Source organism: Parageobacillus galactosidasius, assembly GCF_002217735.1.
Taxonomy (GTDB): Bacteria; Bacillota; Bacilli; order Bacillales; family Anoxybacillaceae; genus Parageobacillus_B; species Parageobacillus_B toebii.
In genome coordinates, this window is the sequence record NZ_NDYL01000002.1 from 366499 (window position 1) to 392141 (window position 25643).

General features: G+C 41.2%; 17 protein-coding genes and 14 pseudogenes. 24 read left to right on the plus strand and 7 right to left on the minus strand.

Annotated features, from left to right (window positions below; genetic code table 11):
• Positions 1 to 1410 (plus strand): DNA double-strand break repair nuclease NurA, encoded by a 1410-nt coding sequence (locus tag B9L23_RS11165; RefSeq protein ID WP_089097672.1) that lies wholly within the window; start codon positions 1 to 3, stop codon positions 1408 to 1410.
• Between the two features lie 596 nt (positions 1411 to 2006).
• Here B9L23_RS11165 and B9L23_RS11175 read toward each other — a convergent pair.
• Positions 2007 to 2387, minus strand: a complete 381-nt coding sequence (locus B9L23_RS11175) for a helix-turn-helix domain-containing protein (RefSeq protein ID WP_169712564.1) — start codon at positions 2385 to 2387, stop codon at positions 2007 to 2009.
• A 282-nt stretch (positions 2388 to 2669) separates the two neighbouring features.
• Here B9L23_RS11175 and B9L23_RS21070 point away from each other — a divergent pair.
• The 9 genes and pseudogenes from B9L23_RS21070 to B9L23_RS11220 all read left to right on the plus strand — a co-directional run.
• Positions 2670 to 2783, plus strand: a pseudogene (locus B9L23_RS21070) (DUF6431 domain-containing protein); the annotation flags it as partial.
• A pseudogene (locus B9L23_RS21755) lies at positions 2783 to 3722 on the plus strand (integrase core domain-containing protein); the annotation flags it as partial. The pseudogenes B9L23_RS21070 and B9L23_RS21755, both read left to right, overlap by 1 nt.
• Positions 3723 to 3832: 110 nt before the next feature.
• Positions 3833 to 4219: pseudogene (locus B9L23_RS11195) on the plus strand (AAA family ATPase); the annotation flags it as partial.
• A gap of 1 nt (position 4220) precedes the next feature.
• Positions 4221 to 4346, plus strand: a pseudogene (locus B9L23_RS20080) (IS481 family transposase); the annotation flags it as partial.
• A gap of 132 nt (positions 4347 to 4478) precedes the next feature.
• A pseudogene (locus tag B9L23_RS21075) lies at positions 4479 to 4820 on the plus strand (ExeA family protein); the annotation flags it as partial.
• Positions 4821 to 4957: 137 nt separating this feature from the next.
• A pseudogene (locus tag B9L23_RS20090) lies at positions 4958 to 5281 on the plus strand (ExeA family protein); the annotation flags it as partial.
• 110 nt (positions 5282 to 5391) lie between these two features.
• Positions 5392 to 6573 (plus strand): IS701 family transposase, encoded by a 1182-nt coding sequence (locus B9L23_RS11210; protein WP_040037972.1) that lies wholly within the window; start codon positions 5392 to 5394, stop codon positions 6571 to 6573.
• Between the two features lie 141 nt (positions 6574 to 6714).
• Positions 6715 to 7605 (plus strand): annotated as a pseudogene (locus tag B9L23_RS11215) (IS701 family transposase); the annotation flags it as partial.
• 418 nt (positions 7606 to 8023) lie between these two features.
• Entirely contained in the window at positions 8024 to 8515 is a 492-nt protein-coding gene (locus B9L23_RS11220; protein ID WP_089097673.1) for a GNAT family N-acetyltransferase, read from the plus strand.
• 30 nt (positions 8516 to 8545) lie between these two features.
• On the opposite strand, the gene B9L23_RS11225 is transcribed toward B9L23_RS11220, so the two are convergent.
• Positions 8546 to 8878 (minus strand): helix-turn-helix domain-containing protein, encoded by a 333-nt coding sequence (locus B9L23_RS11225; protein ID WP_375217362.1) that lies wholly within the window; start codon positions 8876 to 8878, stop codon positions 8546 to 8548.
• A 407-nt stretch (positions 8879 to 9285) separates the two neighbouring features.
• Between B9L23_RS11225 and B9L23_RS11230 the strand changes: the two genes are divergently transcribed.
• The 12 genes and pseudogenes from B9L23_RS11230 to B9L23_RS21080 all read left to right on the plus strand — a co-directional run.
• Positions 9286 to 10469 (plus strand): IS3 family transposase gene (locus tag B9L23_RS11230; protein ID WP_089098312.1). Its coding sequence is split into 2 segments (ribosomal slippage): positions 9286 to 9574 and positions 9574 to 10469, totalling 1185 coding nucleotides; the frame shifts between segments, so codons are not numbered across the junction.
• A gap of 282 nt (positions 10470 to 10751) precedes the next feature.
• The gene (locus B9L23_RS11235; protein WP_089097674.1) at positions 10752 to 10919 is read left to right on the plus strand and encodes a hypothetical protein; all 168 of its coding nucleotides are present in this window, start codon (positions 10752 to 10754) and stop codon (positions 10917 to 10919) included.
• Positions 10920 to 11064: 145 nt separating this feature from the next.
• A pseudogene (locus B9L23_RS21535) lies at positions 11065 to 11154 on the plus strand (GNAT family N-acetyltransferase); the annotation flags it as partial.
• A gap of 127 nt (positions 11155 to 11281) precedes the next feature.
• Positions 11282 to 12354 (plus strand): annotated as a pseudogene (locus B9L23_RS11250) (IS110 family RNA-guided transposase); the annotation flags it as partial.
• Between the two features lie 70 nt (positions 12355 to 12424).
• Positions 12425 to 12703 (plus strand): annotated as a pseudogene (locus tag B9L23_RS11255) (RNA-guided endonuclease TnpB family protein); the annotation flags it as partial.
• A 466-nt stretch (positions 12704 to 13169) separates the two neighbouring features.
• Positions 13170 to 13341, plus strand: a pseudogene (locus B9L23_RS20095) (transposase); the annotation flags it as partial.
• Positions 13315 to 13650, plus strand: a complete 336-nt coding sequence (locus B9L23_RS21760) for a DUF6932 family protein (protein WP_425439793.1) — start codon at positions 13315 to 13317, stop codon at positions 13648 to 13650. The pseudogene B9L23_RS20095 and the gene B9L23_RS21760, both read left to right, overlap by 27 nt.
• Complete coding sequence (locus B9L23_RS11260) at positions 13622 to 14572, plus strand: hypothetical protein (RefSeq protein WP_089097675.1); 951 nt, start codon at positions 13622 to 13624, stop codon at positions 14570 to 14572. The genes B9L23_RS21760 and B9L23_RS11260 overlap by 29 nt, the downstream gene beginning before the upstream one ends.
• A 157-nt stretch (positions 14573 to 14729) precedes the next feature.
• Positions 14730 to 15176 carry a hypothetical protein gene (locus B9L23_RS11265; protein WP_081189993.1) on the plus strand — a complete coding sequence of 149 codons (447 nt, stop codon included), beginning with the start codon at positions 14730 to 14732 and terminating at the stop codon, positions 15174 to 15176.
• A 2-nt stretch (positions 15177 to 15178) separates the two neighbouring features.
• On the plus strand, positions 15179 to 16585 hold the full coding sequence (locus B9L23_RS11270) for a hypothetical protein (RefSeq protein ID WP_087960298.1): 1407 nt from the start codon (positions 15179 to 15181) through the stop codon (positions 16583 to 16585).
• Positions 16586 to 17029 carry a dCTP deaminase gene (gene dcd, locus B9L23_RS11275; protein ID WP_089097676.1) on the plus strand — a complete coding sequence of 148 codons (444 nt, stop codon included), beginning with the start codon at positions 16586 to 16588 and terminating at the stop codon, positions 17027 to 17029. It begins immediately after the preceding gene.
• A gap of 91 nt (positions 17030 to 17120) precedes the next feature.
• Positions 17121 to 17780: pseudogene (locus tag B9L23_RS21080) on the plus strand (zinc ribbon domain-containing protein); the annotation flags it as partial.
• Here the strand turns inward: B9L23_RS21080 and B9L23_RS11285 are convergent.
• From B9L23_RS11285 to B9L23_RS11295, 3 genes and pseudogenes are all read right to left on the minus strand, one after another.
• Positions 17738 to 17971, minus strand: a pseudogene (locus tag B9L23_RS11285) (IS701 family transposase); the annotation flags it as partial. The pseudogenes B9L23_RS21080 and B9L23_RS11285 overlap by 43 nt on opposite strands.
• A gap of 181 nt (positions 17972 to 18152) precedes the next feature.
• A pseudogene (locus B9L23_RS11290) lies at positions 18153 to 19130 on the minus strand (IS701 family transposase); the annotation flags it as partial.
• 193 nt (positions 19131 to 19323) lie between these two features.
• On the minus strand, positions 19324 to 19962 hold the full coding sequence (locus tag B9L23_RS11295; RefSeq protein WP_089097677.1) for a LysE family transporter: 639 nt from the start codon (positions 19960 to 19962) through the stop codon (positions 19324 to 19326).
• Positions 19963 to 20137: 175 nt separating this feature from the next.
• Between B9L23_RS11295 and B9L23_RS11300 the strand changes: the two genes are divergently transcribed.
• Positions 20138 to 20635, plus strand: coding sequence for a DUF1572 domain-containing protein (locus tag B9L23_RS11300; RefSeq protein ID WP_081189972.1), 498 nt, complete (start codon positions 20138 to 20140; stop codon positions 20633 to 20635).
• 282 nt (positions 20636 to 20917) lie between these two features.
• Here B9L23_RS11300 and lplA read toward each other — a convergent pair whose 3' ends face one another.
• Positions 20918 to 21907, minus strand: a complete 990-nt coding sequence (lplA, locus tag B9L23_RS11305) for a lipoate--protein ligase (RefSeq protein WP_062754614.1) — start codon at positions 21905 to 21907, stop codon at positions 20918 to 20920.
• A 688-nt stretch (positions 21908 to 22595) separates the two neighbouring features.
• On the opposite strand from lplA, the gene hcp reads away from it, so the two are divergent.
• Entirely contained in the window at positions 22596 to 23882 is a 1287-nt protein-coding gene (hcp, locus tag B9L23_RS11310; RefSeq protein WP_089097678.1) for a hydroxylamine reductase, read from the plus strand.
• 395 nt (positions 23883 to 24277) lie between these two features.
• On the opposite strand, the gene B9L23_RS11315 is transcribed toward hcp, so the two are convergent.
• On the minus strand, positions 24278 to 25414 hold the full coding sequence (locus B9L23_RS11315) for a KamA family radical SAM protein (protein WP_041269672.1): 1137 nt from the start codon (positions 25412 to 25414) through the stop codon (positions 24278 to 24280).
• Positions 25415 to 25643 lie beyond the last annotated feature (229 nt).

Here is a 25643-nt window from a genome sequence, read left to right on the forward strand (position 1 = left end):
ATGCCTTATAATAATGAATTTGCTAGTAAGACATCCCATTTTGATATAACTAAAAACCCTGAGGTTAATAATTTTCTAAAAAAGTGTGATTTCTTAAAAGTTCCATCTGAGAAGGAAGTAGAGGAAATCAAATCTCATTTCATTGATGTCCCTAATAGTGGGGAAAATATGCTACCAGAAAAAATTATTGCAATGGATGGTAGCAATTATGAATCTAGTATAGATGATCAATTTCCTAGTACTAAAGTAGGTTATGTAAAAATAGGTACTGTTTTAATAGATATGTTACAATATCGTTCTTTAAGAGTTCACAATGGAAGGTTTGTAGATCCTTTTAAGGTAGCAGCTTTACAAAATAATAATTCCCCTGTTACCTTTCCTTTCCCCAGTGCTAATATTCGTTATAACGGCAAAGAGTCGGTTAAGGACAGCTTTAGGGAGATAATGGATAAGCATTTATATAATACAAGACTTGTAGAGAGTGACCCGAATACAAGCTTAAGAACAATGTTATTTCATCTTGCGTCTATGAGAAGCGGACAAATGGGGACAGGAGATCCAAGCGTATTGAAATTAGATAAATGTCCCAATCCATATTGCACGAGTAAAGGACCAATAGAACTACGTGATGTACCTGAACAACAATATTGCGAGGAATGTGGAAAGGAATTATATCCTTCAGATTGCTTAAGGATTTGGGAGGAAGTATCAGATTTTCAATCAAATAAAGTACCGCTTAATCGTTTTATGCTCCTTGTAGAACATTTAATACCAATGAGTTATATTCGCTATTTAGCGGATAAGTCTTTAGAATCATTGGTTAATCTCGCATTTTTTATTGATGGACCATTAGCTATATTCGGTCCAAGTGCTTGGATACACTCCCCAATTATGAAATTTATCTATACTGTTAATCAAAAATTAAAGGAAAAGCACAATAGTAAATTATTAATTATAGGACTACAAAAATCTGGGCAAGTAGTAGACCACGCACATTTGATTTCTAAATATCTGCCAGAAAACAAGATATTCTCAATAGATGATGATTATAGGTATAAGTATATTTTGGCAAGTAGGGATTCCGCAAATAATGGATTTGGTTATGAAACTTACTACGGTCAGGATTTTATTTATAAAACTGCAACAGGTAGAACCTTTGTTTTCTCACTTCCATATCCTTTTGAGAGCAAAAGTTTATCTGGAGTTGATTTTAAAAAGGAAAAAGTAGAAATAAAAAACTATGAGGAATTAAGTCGAGCGGTTACTTTAATAAGCCATTTTGAATCAGATTTATATAAAAATGCTGTTGTACCAATTGCTCTTGCTCATAAATATACAGCAATAAGTTTAGCCCCTGGTGGTCAGGTGTTAGATTTACTTACTAGAAGTAACTTGATTAAAAAACAGTAAGCTTAAGGTCAAAAAATTTATAGTGGGAATCTGTACTTAATTAAGATATTCGCCAAGTTACTTTCAAAATGTTGAGGAGGTAGAATCCGTTTTCTATTTCTGTATTAGGTGATAAGTTTAGTTTTCAGTATTACCTAAAACCAAACTCTGTGAGATATTCATAGAGTTTGGTTTTACTAAAACATCGAGGTTTTTATAAATACATAGAATGTGTTGTTTACCGTTTTGCTACTTCGTTTTTCCACGGGATAATTTTGTTTTCAACATATTCAGATGTTTTCATTCGACTGTTTTCATTCGACAAGTGTCAGCTTCAAGGAGTGTATCGTTTGTAAATGTATTGGATGCAATAAACAGCTTGAAACATAGCGATGATTCTTTTTAGCGCTGTCAAGCTCTCGGATTCCTTTAACCATGAGTTGCTTGCCAGATTTGTAACGGTGTTTTACTTGTACAATTCGTTAGCTTTATTTGATAGGTTGTTTTCGCAGGGAATGTTGCTCAGAGGTGCACATCAATCTAATGGACGCTAATTCTAATCAGGTTCATTGCAACATATACGAAAACAGCCAAAAGTAAAGACACCGAAAACTAAATTAGTCTTCGTTGTCTTCTCTTGCTGCTTTATTCTTTTCTTTTGTCTTATGAACAACCCACTCAAAGTGCTTAATTATCTCCTCGATCTCTTCTTCCGATAGGCTTCTCCACTTCTCGATATCGAAGAAGCCCATTTGTTCGATACCGTATTTTTTGATGAGTTCATTGATTTTAGCAAGTGTATTTAACTCCTCTGGAATGTCATCTTTCTCTAGCGGATTCGGATTATCCGTGCGACCAAGGAGATAATCGGTTGTGACGTTGAAGAAGTCAGCGAGTTGTCTAACGAATTCAAAGGACGGTTCACGTTCGTCTCTTTCGTACATACCAATTGTACTTTCACCAAGATTAAATCTATCAGCTAGATCTTTTTGGGTCATATTTCTTTTTTTCTAAGAAAACGCAACCTTTTTCCAAAAGTCATATATAATCACCTATTTCGGGTACCGTCAAGAATTTTGTGTAATGTAATGGGGTAGGGTTTCTCTGAAATGGATTTGAATTGATAGGTGTAAATTATCACTTTATTTTGGAATAAAAGAGGCATTTTTTTGCACAATTCTTCAGAAAGCCCTCTCCCCTTTTCTGAAAGAATGTGCTAAATTTTTTGTGAATTATTTCGGAAGAGAAAATCCATCGGTTCAGAGGAGGGGGAGGAGGACGTGATTCAATTTCATGACTTTGGCATTGACGTCCAAACGTATGCAGAGCGTGGAAAAGAAAACGACTTCCCTCTTCTGACACAGTGTCCGCATTGCCGGGCCAAGCGCCCGTTACGGACCGCGGCCACTCAAGGCGTCTGTCGCCCGATGATGAGGATCATATTTTAGCCCTAAGAAAAGAACATCCCACCATGCCCGTGACGGTGTTCTACGAACACCTGATCGAGCAGGGGGAAATCCCAGAAAACCATATCTCTTACTTTACTATATACCGATTGTTGAAAAAATACAACCTTGTCGGGAAAGAAATCTTGCCCATGCCGGAGCGAAAGCGCTTTGCGTATGACCAGATCAATGAGCTTTGGCAAGGGGACTTATCCCATGGACCAACGATTCGAGTCAATGGGAAAGCCCAGAAAACGTTTTTGATCGCCTATATCGATGACTGCTCGCGGTTTGTGCCGTACGCGCAGTTTTTCCCTTCGGAGAAGTTTGAGGGACTTATCCCATGGACCAACGATTCGAGTCAATGGGAAAGCCCAGAAAACGTTTTTGATCGCCTATATCGATGACTGCTCGCGGTTTGTGCCGTACGCGCAGTTTTTCCCTTCGGAGAAGTTTGACGGGCTGCGGATCGTCACGAAGGAAGCGGTGCTTCGTTGCGGGAAGCCGAAGCGCATTTACTCGGACAACGGGAAAATTTATCGATCCGAGGTGCTGCAGTATGCGTGCGCCGAGATGGGAATTACGCTCATCCACACCCAGCCGTATGACCCGCAAAGCAAAGGGAAAATCGAACGGTTCTTCCGCACCGTACAGACGCGGTTTTATCCGCTGCTGGAGTTGGATCCCCCGAAGTCGCTCGAAGAGCTGAACGAGCGTTTTTGGAGGTGGCTTGAAGAGGAGTATCATCGAAAACCGCACGCCTCGCTGGACGGAAAAACGCCGCATGAGGTGTTTCAATCGCAAGTGCATCTCGTGTCGTTCATCGAAGATGGCGATTGGCTGGATGCGATTTTTCTGAAGCGGGAGCACCGCAAGGTCAAAGCCGATAGGCGTGATGGATTTTTACCGTGGTCTGGCCTTGGGATTAGGAGAGGAACCGAAGTACCGCAAGGTAGACCTCTTCCGCCAAATCCAGCAGGCGATCGAGCGATTGTATCATGAACGGCGGATCACGCCGGTGTTCATTTTGGACGAGATGCACGCGGGAGCCGTTTGCGAAAGAAACAGACCCGTCCGAGGCGTATCAAGGGGCGCCGTTTCAGGAAGCGTTGCGGGCGCTGGAGTACGTGAAACGAACCCGGGGGATCGGGCTGTTAATCGGAGAGCCGGGGGCGGGCAAGACGTTCGCCCTTCGGGCGCTGAAAGAGTCATTGAATCCATCATTGTATCATGTCGTCTACTTTCCGTTATCCACCGGAGGCGTGATGGATTTTTACCGTGGTCTGGCCTTGGGATTAGGAGAGGAACCGAAGTACCGCAAGGTAGACCTCTTCCGCCAAATCCAGCAGGCGATCGAGCGATTGTATCATGAACGGCGGATCACGCTCGCTGGACGGAAAAACGCCGCATGAGGTGTTTCAATCGCAAGTGCATCTCGTGTCGTTCATCGAAGATGGCGATTGGCTGGATGCGATTTTTCTGAAGCGGGAGCACCGCAAGGTCAAAGCCGATATCCACCCGAAGGCGTGATGGATTTTTACCGTGGTCTGGCCTTGGGATTAGGAGAGGAACCGAAGTACCGCAAGGTAGACCTCTTCCGCCAAATCCAGCAGGCGATCGAGCGATTGTATCATGAACGGCGGATCACGCAACCCATTTGTCTTGATTTTGGCCGGGCTGCCCCATTTACAGGGGAAGCTGCGGCTCAATCAGCACCGCCCTCTCGACCAGCGGATCATCATGCGATACCGGATGGGGCCGCTGGAGAAGGAAGAGGTGGCGGGCTACATCGAACATCGGATGAAACAGGCCGGGGCGAAGCATCCGATCTTCACCCCATCGGCGTTAGAGTCGATTGCCCTGCAGTCGCGGGGATGGCCTCGGGTGATCAACACGTTGGCCACGACGTGCCTGTTATACGGGTATCAGCTGAAAAAGGACGCCATTGACGAAGAAATGGTGCGCATGGCCGCAGAGGAACTTTGAGATGGATTCGACCAACCCATTTGTCTTGATTTTGGCCGGGCTGCCCCATTTACAGGGGAAGCTGCGGCTCAATCAGCACCGCCCTCTCGACCAGCGGATCATCATGCGATACCGGATGGGGCCGCTGGAGAAGGAAGAGCAACCCATTTGTCTTGATTTTGGCCGGGCTGCCCCATTTACAGGGGAAGCTGCGGCTCAATCAGCACCGCCCTCTCGACCAGCGGATCATCATGCGATACCGGATGGGGCCGCTGGAGAAGGAAGAGATGGCGGGCTACATCGAACATCGGATGAAACAGGCCGGGGCGAAGCATCCGATCTTCCCCCCATCGGCGTTAGAGGCGATTGCCCTGCAGTCGCGGGGATGGCCTCGGGTGATCAACACGTTGGCCACGACGTGCCTGTTATACGGGTATCAGCTGAAAAAGGACGCCATTGACGAAGAAATGGTCTGTAGATGAGCAAATTCGCTAACATAAATTTACAACCAAACAAAAAAAGAGACATGAACCCGATTCCTTGATTAGAATAGATGTGTCACCAAAACTATTCACAAGGAGGTTCATGTCTCATGAATAGATTAGCACATCATCAAGGAATCCACAAGTTTTTCACGATGTTGGGGTTGGCACTTTATTTTTCAAAACCTGTCATGAAGCATCTCGTTCATATCGTGGATGCGCTGACCACCAAAGGATTTGCGGGAACATTGACCGATCTTCATCATTGGAGCTTTCATCCGAACCACCGCACGACACTCAGCCATTTTTTCACGAAAAGCCCTTGGGATGAAGAGACGCTGCTTCGCAAACTTCAACAGTGGATGCTTCGTCGTGTCGAACGCATCGCCAAACAGGAGAATCAACCCCTTTTTGTTTCGATCGATGATACGATTTGCCAAAAAACCAAGCCTTCGTCACAGGCAACGCACGCCATTCAAGGGTGTGATTGGCACTATTCTCACACAGAGAAAAAGTCGATCTGGGGACATTCTCTCGTTTGGCTCATGGTTCATACGATGACCCAGGCTTTTCCCTTTGCGTTCCGCCTCTACGACAAGGCGGCTGGGAAAAGCAAGGGGGAACTCGCGATCGAGATGCTTTCTTCTTTGGATGTACACCGTCCTGTTTATGTGCTGATGGACTCTTGGTATCCATCGCAAACGCTCGTGGAAGCTTGTCTGAAAAAGGGATTCCACGTAATCGCAATGCTCAAGGCCAATCGGCTTCTTTATCCAAAAGGCATTGCGGTTCAGGTGAGGGAGTTTGCCCGCTACATCGAACCGAAAGACACTCACCTCGTCACGGTGGGAGAAGAGCGTTATCGGGTTTATCGCTACGAAGGCTCTCTCAAAGGTCTCGATGATGCCGTGGTGCTGCTCGCTTGGAAAGCCGATCAGCCGATGACATCGGAACATCTTCACTGCGTCTTGAGCACCGACCGTGATCTAAGCGATGAAGAGATCTTGCGCTACTATGCCCAGCGTTGGTCGATCGAATGTTTTTTCCGTCAAGCGAAAGACCAGCTGAAACTCGATGGATACCGCGTTCGCGGACGTCGGGCGGTGAAACGCTACTGGATCTTGGTGCAGCTTGCTTACGTGTACAGCATGTTCGAGTCGAACAGCGATTTTTCTGATGGGCTCGATCTTCTGCGCAAGAGAAAAGGACATAGCCTCGTGGAGTTCATTTACCGTGCAGCGAAACAAAATATTCCCATTGATACCGTGAAAAAACAGCTCCACGTGGCATAAGGGGTACCCTGTTTGTCTCTTTTACATGGTAATTATTGTAATTAAAATTGCTCAACTACAGTACAAAAAAGGAGACATGAACCCGATTCCTTGATTAGAATAGATGTGTCACCAAACCATTCTCAAGGAGGTTCATGTCTCATGAATAGACTACCACATCACCAAGGAATCGACAAGTTTTTCGCAATGTTGGGGCTGGCCCTTTATTTCTCTAAGCCGGTCATGAAGCATCTCATTCATATTATCGATGCGCTGACAACGAAAGGATTTGCGGGAACCTTGACCGATCTGCATCACGAGAGCTTTCATCCCAACCATCGAACGACACTGAGCCATTTTTTCACGAAAAGCCCTTGGGATGAAGAAATCTTGCTTCGCAAACTCCAGCAGTGGATGCTTCGTCATGTGGAACGAACGGCCAAGCGAGAGAATCACCCCATTTTTGTTTCGATCGATGATACGATCTGCCGAAAAACGAAGCCTTCGTCACAGGCGAAACACGCTATTGAAGGGTGTAATTGGCATTATTCTCACGCGGACAAAAAGTCGATTTGGGGACACTCTCTCGTCTGGCTCATGGTTCATACGATGACGCAAGCCTTTCCCTTTGCGTTTCGCCTCTACGACAAGGCGGATGGGAAAAGCAAGGGTCAATGGGCCATCGAGATGCTTTCTTCTTTGGATGTGCACGGTTCTGTTTATGTGCTGATGGATTCTTGGTACCCATCGAAAACACTCGTGGAAGCCTGCCTGAAAAAAGGATTCCACGTCATTGCGATGCTCAAGACGAATCGGGTTCTCTATCCAAAAGGCATTGCGATCCAAGCCAAGCAGTTTGCACGCTACATCGAACCGGAAGACACCCATCTCGTCACGGTGGGAGAAGAGCGTTATCGCGTGTATCGCTACGAGGGAGCGCTGAAAGGTCTCGATGATGCCGTTGTGTTGTTGGCTTGGAAAGCCGATCAGCCGATGACACCTGAACATCTTCACTGCGTCTTGAGCACCGACCGGGAGCTAAGCGATGAAGAAGGACATCTTTGGCCTCGAAACGGCTGCTTGATGCCTATAGTCTCGATTCTCTAGACAACAAGGATGACACGGAGAAGCTGGCGCGATATCATCCATTCGACCTTGAGTCCCTAAAGGAGCTTAGCCGGCCTCTGCCTGATGACTAGACCGAACGAAGGAATGTAGGCACAAGGATGCCAAGAGACATGGGAGGGTTCGTCATCATCAGCGATGCAGAGATCCACGGTGCATCCCATATGCTTCCCCCACTACAACCAAATTTAACCAGTAGTGGCCGCGAAGCGTACCCCATCAATGTAAGATATACACATATTTAAGAAATAATGTTAGAAACTTTGTCGAAAAATATTTTTTTGACACCCCTGAAACGGCTACAACCGTTGATATATCAACATTTATAGAGGGAGGGATTTTTCATATGAACATTCGCTGCTTTCGCAAAGAGGATTGGCTGCAAGTGAAGGAGATTTACGAGCAAGGAATTGCGACAGGACAAGCAACGTTTGAAACGACAGCACCATCGTTCGAAAAATGGGAATCGACCATTGCCGCAAATTTATGTTTAGTCGCTGAAGACGAAGAAGGCATTCAAGGCTGGTGTAAGATCAGTAAAGTATCGGATCGCTGCGTGTATGAAGGAGTGGGAGAGGTGAGTGTGTATGTTCGAGATGTGAGTCGAGGAAAAGGAGTGGGAAAACAACTTCTAGAAGCCATTATCAAAGAATCAGAAGCAAAAGGATTTTGGACATTAACTGCGGGGATTTTCCCTGAAAACATACCAAGTTTACGTTTACATCAAAGCGTTGGATTTCGTAAAGTGGGTATCCGACAACGTATAGGAAAGTTAAATGGGGTATGGCGTGATGTTATATTGCTTGAACGTCGTAGTCAAATTGTAGGTATAGATTGATAATGACTTTTAGATGTGCAACGAGAAATTTTAAGAATAACCTAAAATAAGATAGGATGTGTCCAAAATTAGTGGGTCAAACAATAAGATGGAGCGGAAGAAGCCGCTCTTTTTTCCTTTTCCATACACATTTAGGGCTTGAATCTCATCGAGGAAAACAACACAATTCGTCGTACCTCCTTGTATTCGTTGAAGAAGATAGCTTTTATAAGGATCTAGTTTGCTTTTTCTTTTTTTCTCACTGACTTTACGCTCTGGAAGCTTGTCCCCCTTTAGATACTTACGAATGGTTTTCCGATCAAAACCTGTTTCTTTGGCAATCGCTGTTTGAGTCCAGCCTTTCTGATATAACTCTCGGATCATAAAAACTCCCCTATCTTCAGCATCGTGTCTCCACTCTATCTAAGATATTGGTTTCGAAACGATTATCTGTTATTTAAACCGCTGTTATTGGAGATTTTATCAACTGTTAACTACATATTCTCATGTGATTTCCTATAATGATACAATAACTAAGGAAATTATTTCTAACTGATTAGATAGATTTTGGGGAAGGGGGCAGCCTATGAACAATATTGAGAATGAAGTAAAACGTATAGAAGCCATTATTGACCAAGATTATGAGGGGTTAGATTATTGGAATATTAACCGAGACACTGCGTTGAAACTTTTATGCACATTGTTTCTCATTAGCCCCCTAATGAATTTGGACACTCGATAAGGTGTTTTTTATAATCGAAGTGACCAAATGAAGGGGGCTTTTGATGTACATGAAACGAAGAAAACATTCGAAGGAATTTAAGCTACAAGTGGTGAAAGAAGCATTAGAAGTTGGAAATAAAGCATTGGTAGCTAGAAGATACGAGCTTAGCCCGAATCTTGTGCAAAGATGGGTGAAGGCATATGAAGAAGGAAAACTAGGACAAGAAATGGTTTCCTCTCCCTCTTCAGCTGAAATCAAACGGCTGGAGGAAGAAAACGAGCAGCTCAAGAAGCTATTAGGGGAAAAAGATTTAGAAATCGCGATTTTGCGTGATTTGATAAAAAAGAAGAACCCTCACTTACTGAAAAATTGGAAGTAGCCGAGCAGTGGATCAAGAAAGGATATCCGATTACAAAAGTATTGGAGATTCTAGAAATCAATCGCTCAACCTACTATTATCAGCAGAACGGAAAAGTCAAGAAGAAAACAGTAGGTGGGGGACGTCCAACACCCGGCTACTCTCTAACGGCAACTGGCGAAAAAGTGTCAGACGAACCAATCCAAGAATGGCTCTCTGAACTTGTGATGGGAGAAGGATTTGCCTACGGATATCGCAAGCTGACCATTCAGTTAAGAAGAGACCATCAGCTTGTGATCAGTAAGAAAAAAGTATATCGATTGTGTAAAGCGATGGACTTACTACGTCCGCAGCGAGAGAAACGGATTCCATATCCGAAGAAACTCGCTCGAAATCGCATTATTACAGGCTCGAATCAGTTATGGGAAATGGACGTGAAATACGGATATATCGAAGGAGAAGAACGCTTTTTCTTTGTTTTGTCGCTCATCGATGTGTATGACCGTTCGGTAATTGATTACCATATTGGGTTGAGTTGTTCAGGAAGCGATGCCGTAAAGACGCTTCAAAGAGCGTTATTCAAGCGTCAGCAATTTGAACAGGCAAATAAACCTGTGATTGCCTGTGAGCGATTTGGAATCGAACATGAACGGATTCCACTACGGACGCCGAATATGAATGCGCATATTGAAGCGTTTCATCGTGTACTGGAGGAGGAATGTCTAGGAAGAATGGCGTTTGACAGCTATGAAGAAGCTTATCAAGCCGTGATGGAGTACATGAAATTTTATAACGAGCGAAGGATTCATTCGAGTATTCTCGATCTTCCACCGCATGAATTTTACAAAAAAGTGCAAACGGAATCGTTAATCATCAAAGAAGTTCGCGTATAAGGCAAGAGGATTTTGTCTTCTTGCCAAGAAAAAACGAGAAATTTTGAGAATAACCTAAAATAAGATAGGATGTGTCCAAATTTAGGAGGTCAATCCGGGTGGTCATTTGTCTGAATGGTTAGTTTATGAAATCAGTTAGTGTATCCAGCAACTTTTTTAGGGTATTCGGATTATCTGGTGGAATACAATTTAGGTTTAGCATCTTCAAATAGTGTTTTGTTACACTGTTTTTTCGCAATAATTAATTGGTACCCATTTTCAATTTAAGGGGTGCGTATAAAATTGGATGATAAAAAGAAACAGATACAAAAACAGGTACAAAAAAGATACAGAGAGATAAAACAGCAAAGAAAAGAAGAAGAGGAAAAAAACAGTAAAGGAGAAGTGCTTATCGTCATTGCTATCGTTGTTTTATTTATTTTCCTAAATGCTTTTTTCAAAGCTTTATAACACGTAAATCATCTTCATGGTAACATATCCTATGGAAGCTTCCATAATCTGTGTTGAAACCTGCTTCATGGTTGGTTAAGGGGACAGAAAAGGTTAAAGGAGAAAGAAATTAAATAATTAAACCAAAGGGGAAGGGGATGGGTAAATGGTTGTTCTTGAAACACAAAGGTTGATATTAAGACAGTATAGAGATGAAGATATTACTTCTCTGCATCATATTTTTTCTGACCCAGATGTAAATTAGCACATTATTTCAGAATCCCTTTTTCAAATTATTTCAGGCGGATTCGGAAATAATGTGCAAAATTTTTGCGGATTGTTCCGGATTTTGCACATTCTTTCGGAACGTTTGCACGCTCTTAAAAACCGAGGTGATCGTTGGCATCGAGCCAACGGGACATTATTGGCTCAATCTCGCTTACTTTCTTGACGAGAAGGGCATTCCTCTCGTCATGACAAACCCGATGCACGTGAAGCGATCCAAAGAGCTGGACGATAACCTTCCAACCAAGCATGATGCGAAAGACGCGCTCGTCATTGCCCGGTTAGTGAAAGACGGCCGATTCAGCTATCCGCGTATTCTGAAAGGGATGGAGGCGGAGCTGCGCGTGGGAGCGACATTTCGCTCCAAATTGGTGGAAGAACAGGGAGCGATTCGAAATCAAATGATTCGCTGGCTTGATCGATATTTTCCGGAGTTTTCCCAAGTCTTCCCGTCATTTGGGAAAATGGCGCTCGCGGTGCTGGAATATACGCCATTTCCGAGTGATCTGGCAGGAAAAGAGCTAGAAGAGGTGCTGGCCCTTTACCGGCAAAGTGAGGGATTACAATCGCCACAAAAACCGAAAGCGAAAAAGCTCATAGAACTGGCCCAACACTCCATTGGCGTAACGGAAGGACAACAGATGGCCCGTATCGAAATTGCCACGCTTGTCCGCCGGTACCGCCAACTGGAAGAAGAAATCGAGGCACTGACAGAGCAGCTGATCGAACTCGTACAGACATCGGTCGAGTACGATGGTTGAAGATCGTTCCGGGCTTAGGCGATGCGACCATCGTAGAACTGTTATCAGAGATCGGGAGTTTCTCCCATTATCAGGATCCGCGGCAGCTTATCCAATTAGCGGGCCTGACGCTGCGGGAACATTCCTCCGGCCAACACAAAGGGCAAAAACGGATCTCGAAGCGTGGAAGAAGGCGGTTGCGCGCCCTTCTGTTCCGGGTGATGATGCCGATGATCCGCCACAACGAAGCGTTTCGGCAGCTGCACGACTATTACACGACACGTCCTGATAATCCGTTGCGGAAGAAGCAATCGATTGTGGTGTTATGCGGAAAATTATTGAAGGTATTGCACGCTGTATGTACGAAGCACCAAGCGTTCGATGCGAAGCGAATGATGCAGGACATCTTTGGCCTCGAAACGGCTGCTTGATGCCTATAGTCTCGATTCTCTAGACAACAAGGATGACACGGAGAAGCTGGCGCGATATCATCCATTCGACCTTGAGTCCCTAAAGGAGCTTAGCCGCATTAAATTCTTCAAACAGGAAGAGTCATATACGTCTAAAGCCAGCTTTTTTGACGGGGATGAGATTCCTGAATATAATGCCGACAATCCAAAAGAATATAAGTTCAGCGGCAAACGTATTAAGCGAGGTTTGTATCGAACAAAGTCCGGCAAACTAATCAATGCTGATGTAAATGGTGCATTAAACATCTTAAAGAAAAGTAAAGCTGTAGACCTGAGTGTCTTATGCTCTAGCGGAAAAGTAAAGCTGTAGACCTGAGTGTCTTATGCTCTAGCGGCGAAGTGGACACGCCTCAAAGAATAAGGATTGCTTGAAGCAGTCAAACTTCTTTGGAAGCCCCCACTTCAAATTTTCGCTAGAAAATTAAGTGGGGGTAGTTCACGAGTTATAATGTAAGAACATATAAATCATCACACGGAAACCGCTTTAAAACATCACTAAGCCTTTGTAGCTGTAGGCTTGGATCTCCATCTAAGAATCCTATATATCCATAATCACTCATAGATACACGCGTGAAGTGTGCCCAAACCGCTTCTCAACCCTTGATATATAAGGGTTGAGAAGCGATTCCTAGTAAGTGTCTAACTCGGGGCAGTCGTTTCTTCGAATTTTGTCGAAGTGTTGAGGTTGAGCGGCAGAGGTGTATAGGATTATAATCATATATAGAACAAACGTTCTTTAGAGGGCGGAGTGAATGAGATGAGCAAGGCGAACATGGGTGCCTCATCAGTTTTACCATATTGTGTGTCGCGAGAATCGCCGTGATCCGTTGTTTCAAGAACCGAATGATTTTCTCGCTTTTTTGCATATCCTCGGTCAGCTTCATGAAAAAATTCCGTTTGAAATGGCTTCTTATTGCCCTCATGACAAACCATTTTCATTACGATATTGATTTGGTCGTTTTTTATCGTCCGGAAGATATAGAATCTAAAGAAGTATCAGAGGTGTTAGACAACTATATTCATCAGATATCCCGACAGTACCGTTGTGATGCATATTTTTGTCTAACATTGGAACACTATCCTCCAGAGGTTAAAGATAGGATATCTGGGAATGTTGCTATAATGCAAACTTATTGGATGGGGCAGTTTGGTTTTGACAGAAATAGAAAGCCTAAGGGGATTGTTGAAATACGTCGTGAAGAATTAATGAAGTTAGGAGGTGTTACTCATGATGTCGCCTCAAGATTGGATGGATAGAAAAATTCGGGAAACGGAATCAATCATAAAAGATACGAAAGAGCAACTTTCTGTATTAGATATTCCTGATTATGTGCAATCATTACAAATATCATCTTTTAAGCGGCGCCTTGAAGATCTTAAAAAAGTAAAAAAAGAAATCGAAATGGTTTCGAACAGAGAAGAAATGGTATTAACAATGCATCCCCCTAATTTACCAAGCGGAAAAATATCTGTACGTGCTTTTACTTCAGTATTAAGTGGTTTACAAAATTTATCGGATAGCATTGCAAATACTCTCTTTAATCAGCCAAGTGAAAAAGGAAAAATACCTCAAGATATTCTTGAGCAAAATGAGTTTATCTTAAGAGAAACTAAAGCAGGATCTTTCAAAGCTGTTTTGGAAGTTAAGCATCCGGAACAGCATACACTTGATGAACCAATGCAATCGCAAATAATAGGTGAATTGTTTAAATTATTAGAATCATCTGATGTGCCAGATCAACTAGCCGAATTGATTTCGCAATTAGGACCAAGAACTTTAAAAAACTATATTGAGTGGACAAAATCCATTAAAGAATTAAATACATCGATAGAATTGGAATGGACATCACTATACAGATCACCATCGCGTATATCATTAAATGTAGAAAAAGCAGAGCGGATTTTTAAAACTCTTAGCGATTTTTCTAATACGACAGAAACAGAAATAAAAATAATAGGCAGATTAACTGGTGCGAATATAAGAATTAAAAATTTTGAAATTGTAACCGATGAAGGTGAAAAAATTACAGGAAGAATAAGCAAAGATGCATTAAAAAAGATTGAAAATTTGGGTCTTAACAAAAAATGTGAAGCCGATTTACTAAAAGTTACTGTTATCGGACCGGCAAATCGGGAAAAAGTATCTTGGACTTTACGTGATATTAGATTATTATCGTAGAAATTGACATTTATTTTTTTAATTTTAGGCAGTACAAAGAAAACTGCCATTTACAATCTTGGCAACGGCTTAGATTTATTCCGTCAAAGAAGTGATGGAACAGAGAATATTTAACATTTCATTTATATATCCTTTAAAAAAAGAAGGTGAACTTTTTATGAATCAATTTCAGATAGGATTTACAAATGGAAAATCGGACTTATCTATTGGGTTTGATACAAATATCTTGCTCGATGCGATATACAAAAGTATTCAAGGAAGTCCACTTTCTTCATTAGAAGTAAACTCATTATGGCAAGCTAAAGATTTCCTAGAATCAATTGTCCAATTTTGCAATGGAACCCATAAAATGAGTACAGCAGGTATATCAGGGGGGGAAGCATTTAGCATATACGTAAATGCTCTTGAGTTTGAAGGTACTGTAGAAGATATCAAAAAGTCTGTATCAGAACATATTAAAGTTTTAAATGAGCTTGAGAAAGGAAATACAGCAAATGAAGATGATGTAGGCTCAATCGTAGATGTTTTTCAGTCCATTTCTAAATATTTAAATAATGAGGTCTTAAGTTTTACCTCAAGTAATATCGGGGGTTGGAGAATTTAAATATGAGAATATCTGCGATTGGTAATTTAAAGGCTACAGTTAGTGATATGTTTAATTTTGAAGATCAATTAAAAAATCTTTCATTAAAGATATATCCATCTGTTGCTTTAAAGGAACTGATCGTAAATGATCTTATACCAATTGTAAAACAACTGCGGGATATTTTAATATCGGAAATTAAAGCTTTGGAGGAAAATGAACAGCATGTTATTTCTTCTAAGGCTAAGGCAGTAAACAAAATATGGTTTAGTCGCCGTATTCAATTTGTAGCAAGTGCTATTTCAGGGACAGATTTGAAATCTTATCCATTAGAGATTATGGAAATATTTAAAGAGATGATCAAAAACATAGACGGAGAAAATTTTGAATTATTAACGTCTCCTATAGACCAGTTAAATTTTACTTTTCAGGAAATTTGGCATCCAATAAAAAAACTACTTGAAAATGAAGTAGGAGTTACAAGTAATAATAATAAAAAGTTTGTTAAATTAACATTTCCAAGCCAGCATAAGGATAATGTGTTCTTAAGTGGTATTTATGCTCATGAAATAGGACATTATTTTGACCGAAATAGGGGACTTTGGTCCAAAATATTTGCACAAAAAGTTTTGTCCCACCCTTATTTAAATAAGTTAGGAAAATTCTTTTTCAAACAAAACAATCATCCAGCTTCCATTGCGGAAATTTCATCTTTTCTCCATGATACAGTACTGGGGGCATGGCTTCGCGAAGCTATAGCCGACTGTGTGGCAATATATTTATTAGGACCTGCTTTTATATTTTCTTCCAGTGACTTGCTTACTTCAGTTGTAGGTACGCAAATAATTCAAACGGGGAGCTTGATAGATGTCCCATCCCACACACATCCGCGAGATGGATTAAGATTTAAGTTTCAGTTAAGTGTTTTACGAAAGTTGAAACTGTATGATCCTTTACACGAAAAAATCAAGGAAATCTTAGATACATTAGAAAAGGACTGGGAACAAGCCCAAGTGGTGTATCAGCCTAACATAATTAGTCGCAATTATATAAGTTTTATGCTTAACCAGGAGTCCTATCAAATACTAGAAAGAATATGGGAAGAGTGTTTATCATTGGTTGTTAATGAAGTTGAAGCGCTTATAGGTGATAATTTAATGAAACCATGCCACATAGAAGAAGCGATGAGGCTGGCTGAAGAGAGAATTAAATGGTTAGTTCCGCCGAATGAATTAGACGGAAAACCAGCTAATGCAAAAGCTATATTGAATTCTGGTTGGTTTGCAAAATTATTAGGGGACAATGAAATATTATCTAGAGTTCAAAGTTTGGATGGGGAAAAATCAGAGTACAACTTCTTAGGGTTGCTAAATGGATTAATGAAATATGCGTTGCATGCCTCTACCATCCAAGAAAGGTGGGGGAATTAAATGGCTATTTTGTCTAAAGATAAAATAGAGGAATATTTATCATTAGATGATCATGAAAAGAGATTGATTGTTACTCCAATATTAGACAGAGAGAAGCAATTAGGAGCTTCGACAATAGACCTGAGGTTAGGAACAAAATTTAAAGTAGATATGAGAACTAGAGAGCCATATATTGACCCGATGGAGAATAATAGACCAATAGAAACTTTTTTTGATCAGACGTATCGAAATTTTGGTGAAAAGTTTTTGTTATATCCTGGCCAGCTTGTTATAGCATCTACCTTCGAATATGTTAGACTGCCTAGTAATTTAATGGGATTAGTAGTTACACGTTCCTCATGGAATAGACTGGGGGTGACTATATCTTCTGTGGTACAGCCAGGATATGCCGGTGTATTGACATTGGAGTTATATAAATCCAGTTTGAAATTCCGACATGTTTAATCAACCTGCATCCTTGTCTATACTGCTCCTAAATGAGTAAATCAAAGGAGCGGAAGAAGAATGAGGAAAAAAGGATTACAAATTACAAACGAAACGCAATATTAATCTAGGAAAAAAGACAAATCAAAACTTTGTCAATATTCCTCTCGGTAACATAAAAGAAAAACTAGAATATCTTTGTAAATTTTACGGCATTGAATTCTTGAAACAGGAAGAATCCTATACGTCTCAAGCCAGCTTTTTTGACGGCGATGAGATTCCTGAATATAATGCCGACAATCCAAAAGAATATAAGTTCAGCGGCAAACGTATTAAGCGCGGCTTGTATCGAACAAAGTCCGGCAAACTAATCAATGCTGATGTAAATGGTGCATTAAACATCTTAAAGAAAAGTAAAGCTGTAGACCTGAGTGTCTTATGCTCTAGCGGCGAAGTGGACACGCCTCAAAGCATTAAATTCTTCAAACAGGAAGAGTCATATACGTCTAAAGCCAGCTTTTTTGACGGGGATGAGATTCCTGAATATAATGCCGACAATCCAAAAGAATATAAGTTCAGCGGCAAACGTATTAAGCGCGGCTTGTATCGAACAAAGTCTGGCAAACTAATTAATGCTGATGTCAATGGCGCATTAAACATCTTAAAGAAAAGTAAAGCTGTAGACCTGAGTGTCTTATGCTCTAGCGGCGAAGTGGACACGCCTCAAAGAATAAGCCTTTCCTCGTTCCAAGGGCTTTTCGTGAAAAAGTGACTGAGCGTCGTTCGATGATTCGGATGAAAGCTCCAGTAATGAATATCAGTCAATGTTCCCGAGAATCCCTTGGTGGTCAAGGCATCGACAATATGAATGAGATGCTTGATGACCGGTTTGGAAAGCTGCAGCGTCAACCCCAGCGTGAAGAAAAACTTGTGGATTCCTTGGTGATGTGCTAATCTATTCATGAGACATGAACCTCCTTGTGGATAGTTGGTGGTACATCTATTCTAACCAAGGAATCGGGTTCATGTCTCCTTTTTTGTTTAGTTGTCAATTTATGTCAGTGAATTTGCTCATCTACAGTCTGTAGATGAGCATTTTTCATTACAATAATTTCCATGGTTAGAGAGACAAACAGGGTACCCCTTACGCGATACGGAGCTGTTTTTTGATCACATCAATGGGAATATCTTGCTTTGCAGCGTCATAAATGAACTCGACGACGCTGTGGTCTTTCCGCGACCGAAGAAGCTCCAGCCCGGTGGAGAGGTTTTGTCGGGATTCGGCGATGCTGTACACGCAGGCCAACAGCACCACCGCCCAATACCGTTTCACCGCCCGAATGTGGCGAACGCGGTATCCATCCAGCTTCAGTTGATCTTTCGCCTGCCGGAAAAAGCACTCGATCGTCCAGCGCTGGGCGTAGTAACGCAAGATGTCTTCGTCCCCGAGTTCCCGGTCGGTGCTCAAGATGCAATGAAGATGTTCCGGCGCCATCGGCTGATCCGCCTTCCAAGCCAGCAGCACCACCGCGTCATCGAGGCCATGGATGGCCCCCTCATAGCGATACACGCGATAACGCTCCTGCCCCACCGTGACGAGGCGGGTGTCTTTGGACTCGATATAGCGGGCGAACTGCTTGGCTTGGATGGCGATGCCTTTCGGGTAGAGAATCCGGTTCGTCTTGAGCATCGCGATGACATGGAATCCCTGTTTCAAGCAGGCTTCAATGAGCTTTTTGGACGGATACCACGAATCCATGAGCACATACACCGGCTGAGCCCGCTTCACCTTGAGCGAGGAAAGCATCTCGATCGCCAGGTCGATCTTGCTTTTTCCCGCTTTCTTGTCATACAGGCGGAACGCAAATGGGAACGCCTGCGTGAAGGTGTGCACCATCAGCCAAACGAGCGAATGCCCCCAGACCGATTGATGATCTTTATGCGAGTAGTGCCAGTCGCACCCTTGAATGGCGTGCGCAGCCCGTGACGAAGGCTTCGTTTTTTGGCAAATCGTATCATCAATCGAAACAAAAAGGGGTTGATTCTTCCGTTTGGCCAGTCGTTCGACCTGGGAAAGGATCCACTCTTGAAGCTTCCCAAGCAGCCTTTCCTCGTTCCAAGGGCATGCCAATCGAAAAGAGTTGCGGGAATCGATTGTTTCGTTCTTGGAGCATCTCACTCAATTTCCAGAAAAAGTGCTCCAACGCATTGGACAGATAGTTATGTCGGAAAATTAATCTGAATCTATATAGTACCGCTCTAGCTTGCCAATCTAGAAAAGCCGCACTGTCTAATTTAGATCGTGAACGCCTAAATTAAATCATATGCAGAAACGTTTTAAAGGCTCTATATCCAAAGCTTATGCCAAATCCAACCAAGGAAATTCCCGCAGCAACAGATAACCATTTTAGCCATTTTTGGCTTATCATTTTTCTTCCTAAATGCACAGATAATGCGACTGTAAAATCCCATAATGCGATTCCTAAAAATATTGCACTGCTTTCGATCAGTGCCTGATATCTTTCAACAGAATTTAATTCGATGGCTAATACGGATCCGTAAATGCTAACCCAAAAAACAATATTGAGTGGATTCGATAAAGCAATAAGAAATCCGGATAGATACGATTTAGACAGACTTTCTTTTTTTACTTCTCCACTTATTTCCACTTTTTTAAATGCCTCTTTTATGCTTTCATAACCCAAATAACACAAAATTAGAAATCCGGAAAGCCACATGATAAACTGCATCACAGATTGTGTTAAAAAGGTGGACAAACCAAAAAATATCGCAAACATTAAGACTAAATCTGCTGACATACCGCCTAATCCAACAACCCACGAATGAAAAAAGCCAAATTTTATTCCCCTCTTGATCATTTCTATATTAATAGGACCAATGGGAATAGATAGAGATAATCCAAGAAGAATCGAGGAAAGAAAACTATTTAGCATCCGTTATATTTCCCCTTTCGATAAGACGATCATGTTAATACTTCTAATATAAAATTTACCATATTTTACGTATAAAAGAAGAAAAACTTATTAAAGGTTGATTTTTTTTACACAAGCAGGAATTTATTCTCTTTTGTGGAATAGATCAATAGTTGCTTTTATGGAGGGATTAAATATGAATATTGGCCAAGAGTACTTAAGGGTCGTGAGGGAACGATTTTTAGATATGAAAACGACAGCGGAAAAAGCAATGGAGCAATTATCCGAAGAAGAGCTTTTTTATTGTTTCAATGAAGAATCAAATAGTATTGCCATTATTGTCAAACATATGAGCGGCAATATGTTTTCCCGCTGGACCGACTTTTTCCATTCAGACGGTGAAAAACCGGATAGAAATCGTGATGATGAATTTATCAACGATTGGAGCACCCGGGAAGAACTGCTCGCTTGCTGGGAAAAAGGCTGGAAAACATTTTTAAATACGTTAAACGAAATAAAGGAAGATGATCTATTAAAAACCGTTACGATCCGAAACGAACCTCATTCCGTCATTCAAGCCATCGAACGGCAAATGTACCATTATTCCTATCATATTGGGCAAATTGTCTACATCGCAAAACAAATAAAATCAAAAGATTGGAAGACATTAACGATACCAAGAAAAAGGCCATGAATTTTGACTTCCACGATCCGAATGATAAAAAACTGTCCCTTTCACACATGATTCATGCCTCCGTCGATGCACAAATCTTTGCTCCTATGCTATTAAGAGCTGCTTTAGCGTGCTCTTCACCCCCAGTACATGTCATATTCACTTGTAAACGATATTTACGTGTTAACACTGAAACACCTTCTATAACATTTCTCCTTATCATCCCCAGATAAAGTAAAAACCCTGCACGATAGTGCAGGGTCAATGTTTGTCAGGGCTAAATGGGGCCGCTTGCCTTTTTGTTCAATATATCAAATTGATAAATTCTTCTTTCTCAATATTTCCGAAATAATGCTTGATGTCGACATCTTGCAACGCTTTTTCAATTTCAGATTTCTCATATCGTTTTCCGATAAGTTTCTCTTCGATTTCCGCTACGTCTCCGGCGCCAAAAAAGTCGCCGTAAATTTTGCAATTTTCAATGATTCCCTTTTGAACTTCGAGTCTCACATCTATTTGGCCGGCCGGGAACCGGTGTGAATGCTGAAGATTAAATTTAGGCGATTTTCCGTAATTCCATTCCCAATTTTGATAGCGTTCTCTAGAGAGCTTGTGAATGTTAGCCCAATCCTCTTCTGTCAAGACATATTCAGGAATGTCCTTGTCTTTTCCAAAAATACTCTCTAACAGGACGGAACGGAACTCTTCTATTGTCATTTTTTCTTTTAGAAATTCAGAAATATTTGCCACCCGGCTGCGGATGGACTTAATTCCTTTTGATTCAATCTTATCTTTTTTTACATTAAGCGCTGAAACGATATTCTCTATTTTCGAGTCAAACAGCAGCGTACCATGGCTGAACATTCTTCCCCTTGTTGAAAACTGGGCATTCCCGGAAATTTTTCTTCCTTCCACAATAATATCGTTACGACCGCTTAATTCTGCATTAACACCAAGTTTTTTTAATGCTTTGATAATAGGTTCCGTAAATTTCCGGAAGTTAAGAAAACTGTCGCCATCATCTTTCGTAATAAAACTAAAGTTTAAATTTCCTAAATCATGATAAACGGCTCCGCCGCCTGACAACCTTCTGACAACATGGATCCCGTTTTTCTCTACATACTCTGTATTAATTTCTTCAATAGTATTCTGGTTTTTTCCGATAATGATGGAAGGCTCATTTATATAAAACAATAAATACGTTTCATTAATATCAAGGTTTTTTAAGGCATACTCTTCGATTGCCAAATTAATTCTCGGATCTGTAATTCCCTTATTATCAATAAACAACATTTCCCATGCACCTCGACTTTATAATTATGTCAAAAAATAGAGATTTTTTTCTACCTCGCTCCGCTTGCTGGCCATGATAGGAAAAGAGATGACTCGTATGCCTTTTCATGCATCACTGGAGATGGCCATTACTAAAATGAACTCGTTGGTAATCATAAAAACACTTGATATGCTCAAAATCACTGTCTTTGGCCTTTTCCTCCTATTTTTCAAGAAAAACAAGCTCTTTCTTGATAATTACTGTGAAACGACCCCATGCAGGCATAATCGTAACAGCATCCTTAGTTTTATGATAACGTTTCTATATTTGACGTGTCCACTTTTTAGACCAACATTAAAAAACAATGACAATCGCAGTGGTTCTTTTGACCATACTAGCTGACCACGTTCTTCGCGAAGCTGAACACTTTTTATTCATGATTCGTGTTCTTGAAGAACGGTTAAAACAAAAACAGTATAATGATACTTGGTGAATTTTTTATGACATCCAAAAACGTCTTTTCGATAGTTAAGAATCCCCTTCGCCCACTACATTTTATACATACATGAATCTATACCCATTGTTAGTCGTCATCTTTTCTTCATATTTTCGCCACACTTCCGATTTGAAGTGTGATATAAATCACTTATACTAGAAAATATTTCCTATATTTTTTAAAATGCCGACTATATTTAGGGAGGGGAAGTAATGTTTTGCCATCAGTGTGAACAAACGCCAATGGGAGGCTGTACCGTCGTTGGTGTATGTGGAAAAGATGAAACGATTGCGAGTTTACAAGACATTATCGTATTTGCTTTAAAAGGAATTGCAGCATACCGTACACACGCTCATCAACTCGGATACACAGATCCTTTCGTTGACACAACAACACACGAAGCGCTCTATATGACATTAACAAACTCTAACTTTAACGTTCAAGAACATTTCAATATGGCCATGAAAGTTGGAAAAGCAGCGATTCGTGTCATGGAATTGCTCGACCGAGCGCATACCGAGAAACTTGGCATTCCTCAACCGGTGCGTGTAACACAAAATAAAATTGAAGGCAAATGTATTCTTGTTACAGGCCATAACTTACTTGCATTAGAAAAATTGCTTCAACAAACAGAAGGAAAAGGAATCAATATTTACACACATTCCGAAATGTTACCGGCTCATGGTTACCCTGAATTAAAAAAATACCCACATTTAAAAGGAAATGTTGGGAAAGCATGGTATGATCAGCGCCGCTTGTTTGAAAAATTCCCAGGTGCTATTTTAGCGACGACAAACTGTGTCATGCCTATTAAAGGAACATACGCCGATCGAATGTTCTCGTATGATGTCGCAGGATTGGAAAATGTCCGAAAAATTGAAAATGATGATTTTACTCCATTGATCGAAAAAGCGTTAGAACTTCCTGAAGCGAATATTGAATCCGATGAAACGTTGCTGACTGGATTCCATCATGAGACGGTCATCGGCATCGCTCCAGAAATTATTCAAGCGGTAAAAGATGGTAAAATCCAACGATTTTTTGTGATTGCTGGGTGTGATGCGCCTGGAAAAGGCGGTGAATATTACCGTTTATTAGCAACATCGCTGCCGCCTGAAACCGTTATTTTAACAACATCATGCGGAAAGTTCCGCTTCAACGATATTGATTATGGAGTAGTGCCTGGAACGAACATCCCTCGCTACATTGATTTAGGTCAATGTAACAACTCGATTTCGACAGTAAAAATTGCAGCGGCGCTTGCAGATGCATTTGGCTGTGAAGTGAATGAACTTCCATTAAGCATTGTTCTTTCTTGGTTTGAGCAAAAAGCAGTTGCAATTTTACTCGGTCTTCTCAGTCTGGGTGTTCAAGACATTCGCATTGGTCCGAAAGCGCCGCATTTTATTTCTGAAGGTGTTATGCGCGTATTACAAGACATGTTCGGATTGAAACTGATTGGTGATGTTGAAGAAGATATGCGTGCGATGCTTGCTTGAAAGAAAAGAGGCTGGCTTTGAAGCTCAGCCTCTCTTATTATGATGTTTCCTTGAACCATTTCATCAGCAACCACCACAAATCCTTTCCGTAATCTCCCGCACGTACCGCTTCCATCGCTGCGTTTAATGCTATAAGTGTTTGATTTGAAATTTCTGTAATTGTCAAGCCGTTTCAGCGATGGTATTTTCCCCCTCTACAACTAGTTTGACGACATGAAGCTTCAATTCTTTATCAAAACTTTTACCCACGTTAGACATTCCCTTAATGTATAACGTCTCTATTTGTTGGTGTGTCCGCTTTTTAGACTAACATCAAATTTATGTCTTAATCAGAACCTTCTTCAGTGAAGGCAATAAAAACTCCCACCCCTTAAATGAAGGTGGGAGAGGTCCATTTAGTTAACCGAGCTCAATTGAACTGCTTTTTTTACTGGTTTTTTCCAATATTGTTCACTTCCAGGTAAGTCATCAAACCAAGTGGCATCTTTTGGACAATCCAAAATCATAAACTTTCCATATTGTTCATCATCTCTTGACTGATGATATTTTAGATATGCTTTGCCATTTTCGATTGCCAATATTTCAATTTTTCCTGAGGAATGGCTCATAACGAGGCGAACGCGTTTGCCTAATCCCGATGTTCTTGCTTTTGCTTGTTCAACTATTTTGTATACTTCTTCCAGTGTTAATACAAAATCGCTGTTACCCGCTACCGGTCTATTAACAAAGAAGTAATACGGTGTTACTCCTGCCCATGACAGCTTATCTAGCAATTCTGCCAACACTTCAGGATCATCATTTATTCCTTTTAAAATAGGAGTTTGATTCACAACGATAACTCCAGCATCGTGAAGAGCTTGGAACGCTTTACGAGCTTCTTCTGTTATTTCACGTGGATGGTTTACATGTGCCATGACATAAATGCGTTTTTCTGGTGTGGAATATTGCCGGAACAGATCAAGCAGTTCTTGATCTTCATAAATTCTCATAGGGTTAAAGACAGGCAATTTTGAACCAAAACGGATGATTTTCACATGGTCAATCGCTCGCAATCTTTCTACAATATATCTAATTTTTTTGGTTGCCAAAATAAGAGAGTCTCCGCCAGTCAATAAAACGTTATTTATTTCAGGAGTTTGTGCAATATATTCTATACCAGGCGTTACATCTGACATAGCTTCTTTTACATCGTTACGGAACAAACGCTTCCGGAAACAGAATCGGCAATATGCTCCACAAACTTCTGAAACGATGAGTAATGCAGTCGTTTTATACTTGTGCTGGCATCCCGGCACCACATAGTTGGCCGCCTCATCTGAAGCATCCCAACTGCCATATTCATTTAATTCCCCTTCGTTCGGTATCACCAATTTTCGGATAGGATCGTTCGGATCATCCCAATTAATCAGATTAAGATAATAATCATTCACTCTAAATACAAATTTGTTAGTGATTTCTTTTAACTTTTCTCTCTCTTCCTTAGGGATTTGTGTGATTTTTTCGATATTTGTAATATACTTCGGTTGTGCCATCATATCACCCTCCCATAAAAACGTTTTTATAATAAAGCTAACAAAAGTATAAAAGAGATGCAGTTTAATAGTCAAATAATCGCAAAATCTCTCATATTTTAGTTTGTTTATTATTTGACTAACGCCGCGGGATGCGCATTCATTTTCGCAAGGAGTTTTCAAAAAGAAATATTTCAACAACGTATTTTTGCGTGTATAGATGCAATATTGAGTATCGACTACCCCTTTT

Excerpts from the sequence above, each read along its gene's own strand:
- B9L23_RS11165 (WP_089097672.1), top strand. The coding sequence starts at position 1 with ATGCCTTATAATAATGAATTTGCTAGTAAGACATCCCATTTTGATATA.
- B9L23_RS11175 (WP_169712564.1), bottom strand. The coding sequence starts at position 2,387 with ATGACCCAAAAAGATCTAGCTGATAGATTTAATCTTGGTGAAAGTACA.
- B9L23_RS11270 (WP_087960298.1), top strand. The coding sequence starts at position 15,179 with ATGAGAATATCTGCGATTGGTAATTTAAAGGCTACAGTTAGTGATATG.
- B9L23_RS21760 (WP_425439793.1), top strand. The coding sequence starts at position 13,315 with ATGACAAACCATTTTCATTACGATATTGATTTGGTCGTTTTTTATCGT.
- B9L23_RS11225 (WP_375217362.1), bottom strand. The coding sequence starts at position 8,878 with ATGATCCGAGAGTTATATCAGAAAGGCTGGACTCAAACAGCGATTGCC.
- hcp (WP_089097678.1), top strand. The coding sequence starts at position 22,596 with ATGTTTTGCCATCAGTGTGAACAAACGCCAATGGGAGGCTGTACCGTC.
- B9L23_RS11260 (WP_089097675.1), top strand. The coding sequence starts at position 13,622 with ATGATGTCGCCTCAAGATTGGATGGATAGAAAAATTCGGGAAACGGAA.
- B9L23_RS11315 (WP_041269672.1), bottom strand. The coding sequence starts at position 25,414 with ATGGCACAACCGAAGTATATTACAAATATCGAAAAAATCACACAAATC.
- lplA (WP_062754614.1), bottom strand. The coding sequence starts at position 21,907 with ATGTTGTTTATTGATAATAAGGGAATTACAGATCCGAGAATTAATTTG.
- B9L23_RS11300 (WP_081189972.1), top strand. The coding sequence starts at position 20,138 with ATGAATATTGGCCAAGAGTACTTAAGGGTCGTGAGGGAACGATTTTTA.
- B9L23_RS11265 (WP_081189993.1), top strand. The coding sequence starts at position 14,730 with ATGAATCAATTTCAGATAGGATTTACAAATGGAAAATCGGACTTATCT.
- B9L23_RS11295 (WP_089097677.1), bottom strand. The coding sequence starts at position 19,962 with ATGCTAAATAGTTTTCTTTCCTCGATTCTTCTTGGATTATCTCTATCT.
- B9L23_RS11210 (WP_040037972.1), top strand. The coding sequence starts at position 5,392 with ATGAATAGATTAGCACATCATCAAGGAATCCACAAGTTTTTCACGATG.
- dcd (WP_089097676.1), top strand. The coding sequence starts at position 16,586 with ATGGCTATTTTGTCTAAAGATAAAATAGAGGAATATTTATCATTAGAT.
- B9L23_RS11220 (WP_089097673.1), top strand. The coding sequence starts at position 8,024 with ATGAACATTCGCTGCTTTCGCAAAGAGGATTGGCTGCAAGTGAAGGAG.